The organism is Streptomyces sp. NPDC012794, from assembly GCF_042901085.1.
GTDB lineage: Bacteria > Actinomycetota > Actinomycetes > Streptomycetales > Streptomycetaceae > Streptomyces.
In genome coordinates this window covers 21,651-31,019 of the sequence record NZ_JBIBCI010000035.1, presented here as the reverse complement: position 1 = coordinate 31,019, position 9,369 = coordinate 21,651, and the positions used below count along the sequence as shown (strand labels likewise).

The following is a 9,369-nucleotide window of genomic DNA, read 5'->3' as shown; positions in this document are numbered from 1 at the left end:
CCACCGCCTTCGCCCTCTCCCGCCTCGCCGACCCCGACACCCTCCACCACACCCCCATCGGCGTCTTCCGCAGCACCCAACGCCCCGTCTACGACACCCTCATGGCCGACCAGCTGGAGGCGGCCGTCGACCAGCACGGCAAAGCGGACCTCGCCGCCCTCCTCACCGGTCATGACGCCTGGACGGTCCGCCGCTGACCCGGACGGGACCGCCCCGGCAAGAGCCCGGGGCGGTCCCGCGTCCCCTCGCCCGCAGCTCCTCACACCGCGCCGCGCAGTACCTCCAGCAGCCGCGCCGCGAACTCCGCCGGACGCTCCGCGCAACCCACGTGCCCGCCCGGGAACTCGGCGAATCCGGCCCCGGTCAGCTCCGCCAGCCGCCTCGCCGGCCCGTACAGCGCGGCGGTCCCGCGCGAGTCCGCCCCCGCCGCCAGCACGAGCAGGCCGGCCTCCCGCCGCAGCCCGGCCACGTCCGGCACGCTCCCGGTGAACGGGCACAGCACGTGCTCCAGGAAGAACGGCAGGTTGGCGTACATGCGCGGGGCCATCTCCCGTATCGCAGGGGGCAGTTCGGCATCCGCATCCGGCGCGGGCCGATCCCCGGCGCCCGGCTCCCCGGCGGGGCCGCTCATCCCCTCGGCGAAGCGCGCCATCGCCGCCCCCGCCCCCTCGGCGCGCAGCAGGTCCCGTACCTCCGCGAAGAGCGCCCGGTGCGGCGCGGGCTCGTCCAGCACCTCGACGAGCGGCGGCTCGTGCGCCACCACCCGGGCCACCCGCCCGGGGTGACGGGCCAGCAGCTCCAGCGCGGCCACGGCGCCCGCGCTGCATCCCAGTACGTACGCGGCCTCGTGCGGGGAGACCAGTTCCAGCACCCGGTACGCGTCATCGGCCCAGACCTCCACCCGCTGGCCGGCGGGCGGACGGTCGAGCAGGCTGCGCGACTGGCCGCGCGGGTCGTACGAGACCACCGTGTACCCGGCGGCGGCGAGGCCGTCGGCCATCCCCTCGTACAGCCCGGCGTCGGCTCCGCCGCCCGGGATCAGCAGCAGCACCGGGCCGCTGCCCCGCTTCTCGTAGTACAGGGCGGCGCCGGGTACCTCCAGCACGCCGGTCGTGCGCGTCGGCGTACCCATCAGCCCTCGGCCCGCTCGTGGTGCCGGTCCCGTGGCGGCCAGTTCTCCAGGGCCACGTGCAGCGCGTCGAGCGCCCGCGCCCAGGACTCGTCCACGTCGCGGGAGTGCCCGAAGCCGCCGCTCGACTCCAGGTGGGCGTAGCCGTGGAAGGTCGCCCGCAGCAGCCGGCCCGCGTCCGTCAGGTCCGGCTCCGCCAGCCCGTACGCCCGCAGCATCCCGTAAGTGAGCTCCACGCTCCGGCGCAGCCCGGCCGAGCCCTCCAGCTCCTGCGGCTCGAAGCGCATCTGCGTGGCCGCGTAGCAGCCGGGGCGCTCCAGGGCGTACGCCCGGTAGGCGTCGGCGAACGCGATCAGCGCCTCCTTGCCCGCCCGCCCGGCGACGGCCGCCGCGATCCGCGCGGTCATCTCCTCGGAGGCCGCGAGGCCCACCCGGACCCGCAGTTCCCGCAGGTTCCTGACGTGCGAGTACAGGCTCGCGTCCTTGACGCCGAAGCGCCGCGCGAGCGCGGACAGCGTCACCTTCTCCAGCCCGGCCTCGTCCGCCATCTCGGCGGCCGCCTCCGTGAGCCGTGCCGCGCTCAGACCCGCGCGCACCATCGGGCACCTCCACAACCTAGGATCTCTAGGCAAAAAGCTAGGTGATCTAGGTTCGGCTGTCCAGCCCGATGGCGCCGGCCCGGCGTCACGCCGACCTTGCGTACAGCGTTCCGACATGCGTACGCTGTGCGCAACGAGTAACGGCGTACGCACGTAGGCGCACGCGAAGACGAGAGGGACGACCCCATGGAAACCAGGAACCCCCGCCGCTGGGGGATCCTGATCGTGCTGTGCCTGAGCTCACTGGTCCTGGTGGTCGACTCCATGGCCCTGACCGTCGCGGTGCCGGTCCTGACGACGGAGCTCGGCGCGAGCGCGCAGGACACCCAGTGGATCCTCGACTCCTACATCCTGGTCTTCGCCGGGCTCCTGCTCACCTCCGGCAGCCTCGGCGACCGCTTCGGCCGGCGCCTGGTCATGCTGGTCGGGCTGGTCCTCTTCGGAGTGGCGTCACTGGCCGCGACCTACTGCTCCGACCCGGGCGAGGTGATCGCCGTACGCGTCGCGATGGGCGTCGGCGGCGCGCTCATCATGCCGTCCACCCTCTCCATCCTCATCACCGTCTTCGAGGAGGACGAGCGGCCCAAGGCGATGGCGGCCTGGGGCTCGGTCTCCATGCTCGGCCTGGTGGGGAGCCCCGTCCTCGGCGGCGTCCTGATCGACCACTTCTCCTGGCAGTCGATCTTCTTCATCAACGTCCCGGTCGTCGTCCTCGCCGTGATCGCCGCCCTCACCCTGATGCCCGAGTCCAAGGGGCCCTGGCAGAAGCCCGACCCGCTCGGCGCCGTCCTCTCCGCCGTCGGGATGACCGCCCTGGTCTGGTGGATCATCGAGATCCCGAAGCACGGCGCCTTCGAGGGCCGCTCCTCGCTCATCCTCGCCGTCGCGGCGGCCTGCCTCGCCGGCTTCGTGATCTGGGAGAACGTCACCCCCTCCCCGATGGTCCCGCTGGTCCTCTTCAAGAACCGCGACTTCAGCGGCGGTTCGCTCTCCCTGACCCTCGTCCAGATCGGCAACGGCGGCCTGCTGCTGGTCCTGACGCAGTACCTGCAGTTCGTCCTCGGCTACTCGCCCCTCAAGGCGGGCCTCGCCTTCGTCCCGCTCGCCGTGGCCGCCCTGATCGGCAACGGAGCCGGCGCCGGCCTCGCCTCCAGGGTGGGCAACCGCCCCCTGATCGTGGGCGGCATGATCGTGATGGCCGCCTCCTTCGCCCTGCTGACCACCGCCTCCCCCGACTCCGGCTTCACCGTCCCGGCGGTCGCCCTGGGCCTGCTCGGCCTCGGCGCGGGCGCGGCCATGCCGGCCGCCGTCGGCGCCCTGATGACCACCATCCCCGAGGAGAAGGCGGGCGTCGGCTCGGCCCTCAACGACACCATCGGTCAGGCCGGCAGCGCCCTTGGCATCGCGATCCTCGGCCGGACCGGCCGCACCCCCATGCCCGGACGGGCGCGTCTGCCGGGCCGGCGGCCGCCGGTGGACTACAACGGAGGGCGTGCACGAGAGCGAGGGACGGCCCGGACGGCGCCGGCTGATCCTGGGCCTGGCCGCCGCCGCGATCACCGCACGGCCCGGCCCGCCGGCCCGTGCGGCCACGCGCGCCGAGGGCCCCGTACGCCAACCGCCCCCGGACGGCGGCCTGGACGTCACGGCGGAGAACGCGCTCCCCGGCTCCCCGGGCTGGCGGATCACCCGCCCCGGCCCGGCCCGGGCCGTCGAGGGCTTCGCCGAACGGGTGTCGCTGCGCCCCGGAGAACCGCTGGGCCTGAGGGTGTCCACCACCGCCGCCTCCTACACCGTCTCCGCCTACCGCATGGGCTGGTACGGCGGCGCCCGGGCCCGCCTGGTGTGGCGCTCCGCCCCGCTCCCCGGCGTCCGCCAGCCGCCCGCCACCACGGACCCCGGCACCCGCACCGCGAGCGCCCCCTGGCAGCGGACGGCGCTGCTCGACACCTCCGGCTGGCCGGAGGGCGCCTACCTGCTGCGCCTGGACACCACCGACGGGCTGGCCCAGCGGTTCGTGCCGGTCACCGTACGCTCCGCCGCCACGGCCGGCCGCACCGTGCTGACGCAATCCGTGACCACCTGGCAGGCCTACAACCGCTGGGGCGGCGCGGACCTGTACAAGGGCAGGACGGGGCGCAAGGCGTCGAGGTCCCTGCGGGTCACCTTCGACCGCCCCTACGCGAACGGGAACGGCGCCGGCCAGTTCCTCGTCTACGAGGCACCCGCGGTCGCCCTCGCCGAACGGCTCGGCCTGCCCCTCGCCTACGCCACCGGCATCGACGTGGCACGGGACCCGGAACTGCTGTGCGGAGCGGCCGCGGTGGTCTCCATGGGCCACGACGAGTACTGGAGCCCCGAGCAGCGCCGGCACGTGACCCTCGCCCGCGACACCGGCACCAACCTGGCCGTGCTCGGCGCGAACTGCTGCTACCGGCGGATCCGCCTCGAAGCCTCCGCGGCCGGCCCGGACCGGGTCGTCGTCTGCTACAAGGACGACTACGCCCGGGACCCCGGCTACCAGCGGGGATCCCCGCCCACCCACGACTTCCGGCGGGCACCCGCCGCGGACCCCGAGAGTTCCCTGCTCGGCGTGATCTACGACGGCTACCCCGTCGACGCCCCCTACGTGGTGACCCACCCCGGACACTGGCTGCTGGAGGGCACCGGAGCCCGCGCCGGCGACAGCTTCCCGCACCTGGTGGGCGTCGAGTACGACCGGGTGAACCCGCGCCACCCCACTCCCCGCCCCATCGAGGTGCTGGCCCGCTCGCCGGTCGTCCGCAAGGGCCGCGCCTCGTACGCGGACACCGCCTACCTCACCCTGCCGGGCGGCGCGGCCGTCTTCGCCACGGGCACCATGCGCTGGGTCGAGGCCCTCGACGCGACCGGTCCCGCGGGCGGCAAGGCCAACCACGGCCTGGACGCCCGTGCCGGGCACTTCACCCGCACCGTCACCGCCAACGTCCTGCGCGCGTTCGCCCGCGGCCCGGCCGGCCCGGCCAGACCCGCCCGGGACAATCTGGACACCTTCCCCGGCGCGTAACCCCACCCCCCGCCGGGCGCGGCAGTACGGTCCTCCCGCGGCTTCCGCCACCACCACCTCACCACCACGTCAGGGGATGCGCGTTGCGTCGACTCACCGTTGCCCTCACGCTGCTGGCCACCCTCGCCGCCGGCGCCCACTCGGGCTCCCGGGCCCTGTCCGCCGACCACGGCACGGACGCCGGCCACCGGGGCACGAACATCCTCGTCGTCGGCATCGACAGCCGCGCGGGCCTCTCCGCCGCCGAGAAGCGCCGGCTGCACGTCGGCGGCAAGGGCTGCGACTGCACCGACGTGATGATGCTCGTCCACCTCTCCGCGGACGGCGACCGCGCCAGCATCGTCTCCATCCCCCGCGACTCCTACGTCCAGTACCCGCTGCCCGGCCCGCCCCGCTTCGGGAAGATCAACGGGGCGTACGCGATCGGCGGCGGACCGCTGGCCGTGCGCACCGTCGAACAGGTCACCGGCCTCCACGTCGACCACTACCTGGAGACCGGATTCACCGGCTTCGAGCAGACCGTCGACAACCTCGGCGGCGCCACCGTCTGCACCGACCGGCCCCTCCGGGACGAAGGCTCCGGCCTCGACGTCCCCGCCGGCGTCCACCACACCGACGGCAACCAGACCCTGCGCTACGTCCGCGCCCGGAAGATCACCAACCGGCCCGGAGACCTCGGCCGCGTCCGCCGCCAGCAGCGCACCGTCAACGACCTGCTGGCCCGCCTCACCGCCGGAGGCGCCCTCTCCAGCCCCCTCAGCACGGCCCGTACCGCCCGCACCTTGCTGAAGACCGTACGCACCGACGACTGGACGGACCTGGACGACCTCGTCCGCATCGGCTGGGCCCTCGGCCGGCTCCGCGCCGAGCGCACCGAGTTCGCCACCGTCCCCATCCGCCTCTTCGACCACCGCGTCCCCGGCGTCGGATCGACCCTGGTCTGGCACGAGGCCCGCGCCGCCGCCCTCTGGGACGCCCTCGCCGAAGACCGCCCCATCACCGGCGACCCCCGCATCCAGCCCGTCCCCGAAACCCCCGCCGACACCAACCCGGCCGGCGTCAAGCTCCGCGTCGACGAGCCCGCCGTCGCCGCGGCCCTGACCCGCAACGGCTTCAAGGTCACCCCCCGGCCCGCACCCGCCGTACGGCCCCCCGGCCCGCCCGTCATCACGTACGCCCCCGCCCGGGAAGCGGACGCGGCCACCCTCGCCGCGGCGCTCCCCGGCGCCCGCCTCCACCCCGCCCCCGACCACGACCAGACCTTCGACGTCACCGTCGGCACCACCCCCGTCCGGGTCAGGACGGTGACCTACGACCGCAACAAGGCGGACGGCGCCCCGGTCACCGCCGACACCCTGCGCTGCCCCACCACCCCCCACCCCGCCCGGCCCACGGGCTGAACCCGGCCCGCGCCGCCCGGGAACACCCGGAGTGCGGGGGAGGGGGCCGGCCGCGCACGGCGGTCCCTCACCACCGCACCCCGAGGTCCCGCGCCAAGGCCCGGCAGTCCTCCCGCGCACCGGGACCGAGCAGGTGCCGGACACGGCCGAGCAGGACCAGCAGGTCCGGCCCGTAGGCGGCCCGGAAGGCGGGGTCCTCCGCCGCGAGGTCCAGCTCGTTGGCCGCCGTCAGCCGGGCGAAGTCACGCCGGGCCCGTTCCCCCGGGACCAGGCTCCGCCCCCCGTCGAAGCGGTCGGTGAACACGGAACCGGCCCGCCCCAGACCCGGGTAGGTCGCCCCCCGGTCGCACGCGGCGTACAGGTACACCACCCCCTCGGCCTCGGCTCCGATCGCCGCCACGACCTCCGGACGGCGCTCCAGCGGCAGCAGCGCCACGGGAAAGCCGTCGGTCCCGTACACGGCGTGGCACAGCCCGGCGAGCCGGAGCGCCGGCCGCGCCCCCCACGAGGCGAGCCGCTCCCGTACCCGCAGCAGGTGGGCCGGCAGGTCGCCGCCCGGATGGGCAACCCCCTGCGCCCCGCACCGCCGCAGCAACTCCAGGGCCCGCTCCTCGGCGGACGGCACAGCGGTCATGGAACCCTCCCGTGGTCGGCACCCGTCCGGCGCCCACGCCGGTTCCGGACCCGGCGTGGCCACCGGACAGGGTTGCCGCCTGGGTCCGGGCCCACCGGAATCGTCCGCCCTGCCCGGCATCCAGTCAATCCTGGGGTTTCCTTGCCAACACCCAAGTAATACCTTGGGGTTCATGACCCTGGACGATCTCCGCGTCTTCATCGCCGTATGCCGCGCGGGCAGCCTCAGCGGCGTCGCGCGCGAACTGGGGTGCACCCAGTCGGCGGTCAGCCAGCACGTGAAGCGCCTCGAACGCGAAACGGCGACCACCCTGCTCGAACGCCGGCCCCGCGGAGTGGCACCCACCCCCGCCGGCCGGATCCTCTACGAGGCCGCCGCCGACGGGATCACCGGCCTGGACCAGGCGCTGCGCCGCCTCGGCGACCTGGCGAACGGCGAGGGCGGATCCGTACGCGTCGGCACCGGCGGGGCGACCGTCCGCCACTTCATGGCCGAGGCCATCGTCGACTTCCGCCGCCACCACCCGCGCACCAGCCTGGAGTTCCGCACCGAGACCTCCAGCCGCCGCTGCTTCGAAGCCCTCCTGGCCGGCACCCTGGACCTGGCCTGGGTCACCATCGGCCCCCCGGTGCCCGGCATCGAGCAGCGCCCCGTGGCCGACCTGCCCTGGGTGCTCGCCGTCCGCGCCGGCGACCCGCTCGCCGCCCGCCGGACCATCGACGCCGCCGACCTCACGGACCTCCGCCTCGTCCGGCTGCCCCCGAACTCCCTCTCCGGCGCCCGCCTGGACGCGGCCTTCACCGAACTGGGCGTCCGGGTCGGCTCCGACACCAGCGTCGCGGACTGGGACACCGCGCTCCTGCTGGCCGAACTCGGCCTGGGCCACACGGTCGTACCGCTCGTCCCCGGCCTGCGCGCCGCACCCGAAGGCCCCCTGCGCCTGGTCCCCGTACCCGCCCTCCCGCCCCTCGCGGTCGGCTGGGCGGTCCGCCGCTGGGAGGCCCTCTCCCCGCTGGCCCGCACCTTCGCCGACGCGGTGGGCGAACGGACCGTCAGCCACGTCCGGCGGTGAACACCAGCGAGGCGTTGTGCCCGCCGAAACCGAAGGAGTTGGTCAGTGCGGCGCCGGGCACGCCCCGCCGGGGCCGTCCGGCGGCCACGTCCAGCCGCACCCGCGGATCGAGCTCGTCCAGATTCCGCGTGGCGGGTACCACCTGGTCGCGGAGGGCGAGGACCGCGGCGACGGCGCCCAGCGCACCGGCCGCCCCGAACAGGTGCCCGGTCATCGACTTGGTCGCGGTGACGGCCGGATGCGTACCGATGGCCTCGGCGATCGACTCGGCTTCGGTCAGGTCGCCCTGGGGGGTGGAGGTCGCGTGGGCGTGCACCTGCCGGACGTCGAGCGGGCCGAGCCCGGCCGATGCCAGGGCGAGCCGCATCGCGCGGACCTGCCCGTCCCGGTGGGCGGCGGTGATGTGGTGCGCGTCCGAGGTGACGCCCGCGCCGGCCAGGACCGCGTGCACGCGGGCGGCGCGGGCGGCGGCGAAGCCGGCCCGTTCCAGGACCACCAGCGCCGCGCCCTCCCCGATGACGAAGCCGTCCCGGCCCGTGTCGAACGGCCTGGACGCCTCCCGCGGCGCTTCGTTGCGCGTGGAGTGCGCCTTGGCCTGGGCGAACCCCGCCAGCGGCAGGGGGTGGACGCAGGCCTCGGCCCCGCCCGCGACGACCACGTCCGCGCGCCCCAGCCGGATCAGGTCCAGGCCCATCGCGATCGCCTCGGCCCCGGAGGCGCAGGCACTGACGGGGGTACGGGCCCCTCCCCGGGCGCCGAGTTCGATGCTGACCCAGGCCGCCGGCCCGTTCGCCATCAGCATCGGCACGGTGTGCGGCGAGACCTTGCGGACCCCGGACGCCTCCAGGACGTCGTCCTGGCCGAGCATGCTCAGCGCGCCGCCCGTGCCCGTACCGATCACCACGGCCAGCCGCTCCGGCTCGACCTGCGGCCGTCCCGCGTCGGCCCACGCCTCCCGGGCCGCGATCAGCGCGATCTGCTCGCACCGGTCCAGCCGCCGCGCCTGCACCCGGTCCATGACCTCACCCGGCTCGACCCGCAGCCGCCCCGCGATCCGCACCGGCAGCCCGGCGGCCCACTCCTCCTCGATCGCACCGACCCCGGACTCCCCGGCCAGCATCCCGGCCCAGGTCGAGGGAACGTCCCCGCCCAGCGGCGTCGTGGCCCCCAGCCCCGTCACCACGACATCCGTCGTATCCGTGGTCATCGCACAACCCCCTTTTGTTCGACTGGCACACCCCCGCCATCGGACTCCGGCCGGAGGTGATCAAGACATTGGCCAATCTGCCAGGGAATTCACGCACCATCAGGTGCGGCGATCGACGGAGCATCCGCCAAAGATTTGTAGGAACCACATGAAAGAACCGCCCCCGAAGACCGCACCGTCCAGCGGCCGCCGGGCACGCGGAAGGGCCCGGGCAACGAGTGCCCGGGCCCTTCGCATCGCGCGCCGTGCCGGCCGCGGCCGGACCGGATCCGGTGACGCCCG

7 protein-coding genes and 2 pseudogenes are annotated in these 9,369 nt (G+C 75.0%); 5 read left to right on the top strand and 4 right to left on the bottom strand.

The window, feature by feature from the left end; translation table 11 throughout:
• A pseudogene (locus tag ACFY7H_RS33065) lies at positions 1-197 on the top strand (2-oxoacid:ferredoxin oxidoreductase subunit beta); the annotation flags it as partial.
• A gap of 62 nt (positions 198-259) precedes the next feature.
• Here the strand turns inward: ACFY7H_RS33065 and ACFY7H_RS33060 are convergent.
• Both ACFY7H_RS33060 and ACFY7H_RS33055 read right to left on the bottom strand, forming a co-directional pair.
• On the bottom strand, positions 260-1,132 hold the full coding sequence (locus ACFY7H_RS33060) for an alpha/beta fold hydrolase (protein WP_388946093.1): 873 nt from the start codon (positions 1,130-1,132) through the stop codon (positions 260-262).
• On the bottom strand, positions 1,132-1,728 hold the full coding sequence (locus tag ACFY7H_RS33055; protein WP_388946090.1) for a TetR-like C-terminal domain-containing protein: 597 nt from the start codon (positions 1,726-1,728) through the stop codon (positions 1,132-1,134). Before ACFY7H_RS33055 ends, ACFY7H_RS33060 begins: the two co-directional genes overlap by 1 nt.
• A gap of 186 nt (positions 1,729-1,914) precedes the next feature.
• Between ACFY7H_RS33055 and ACFY7H_RS33050 the strand changes: the two are divergent.
• The 3 genes and pseudogenes from ACFY7H_RS33050 to ACFY7H_RS33040 all read left to right on the top strand — a co-directional run.
• A pseudogene (locus tag ACFY7H_RS33050) lies at positions 1,915-3,144 on the top strand (MFS transporter); the annotation flags it as partial.
• Between the two features lie 76 nt (positions 3,145-3,220).
• Positions 3,221-4,774, top strand: coding sequence for a N,N-dimethylformamidase beta subunit family domain-containing protein (locus tag ACFY7H_RS33045; RefSeq protein WP_388946087.1), 1,554 nt, complete (start codon positions 3,221-3,223; stop codon positions 4,772-4,774).
• Between the two features lie 83 nt (positions 4,775-4,857).
• Positions 4,858-6,174 carry an LCP family protein gene (locus tag ACFY7H_RS33040; protein WP_388946101.1) on the top strand — a complete coding sequence of 439 codons (1,317 nt, stop codon included), beginning with the start codon at positions 4,858-4,860 and terminating at the stop codon, positions 6,172-6,174.
• 67 nt (positions 6,175-6,241) lie between these two features.
• Here ACFY7H_RS33040 and ACFY7H_RS33035 read toward each other — a convergent pair whose 3' ends face one another.
• Positions 6,242-6,808 carry a DUF6817 domain-containing protein gene (locus ACFY7H_RS33035; RefSeq protein ID WP_388946084.1) on the bottom strand — a complete coding sequence of 189 codons (567 nt, stop codon included), beginning with the start codon at positions 6,806-6,808 and terminating at the stop codon, positions 6,242-6,244.
• A 172-nt stretch (positions 6,809-6,980) separates the two neighbouring features.
• Here ACFY7H_RS33035 and ACFY7H_RS33030 point away from each other — a divergent pair, with 172 nt between their 5' ends.
• Positions 6,981-7,880 (top strand): LysR family transcriptional regulator, encoded by a 900-nt coding sequence (locus tag ACFY7H_RS33030; protein WP_388946081.1) that lies wholly within the window; start codon positions 6,981-6,983, stop codon positions 7,878-7,880.
• Here the strand turns inward: ACFY7H_RS33030 and ACFY7H_RS33025 are convergent.
• Positions 7,861-9,087 carry a beta-ketoacyl-[acyl-carrier-protein] synthase family protein gene (locus tag ACFY7H_RS33025; RefSeq protein WP_388946078.1) on the bottom strand — a complete coding sequence of 409 codons (1,227 nt, stop codon included), beginning with the start codon at positions 9,085-9,087 and terminating at the stop codon, positions 7,861-7,863. The two genes, ACFY7H_RS33030 and ACFY7H_RS33025, sit on opposite strands and share 20 nt — an antisense overlap.
• Between the last annotated feature and the right edge of the window lie 282 nt (positions 9,088-9,369).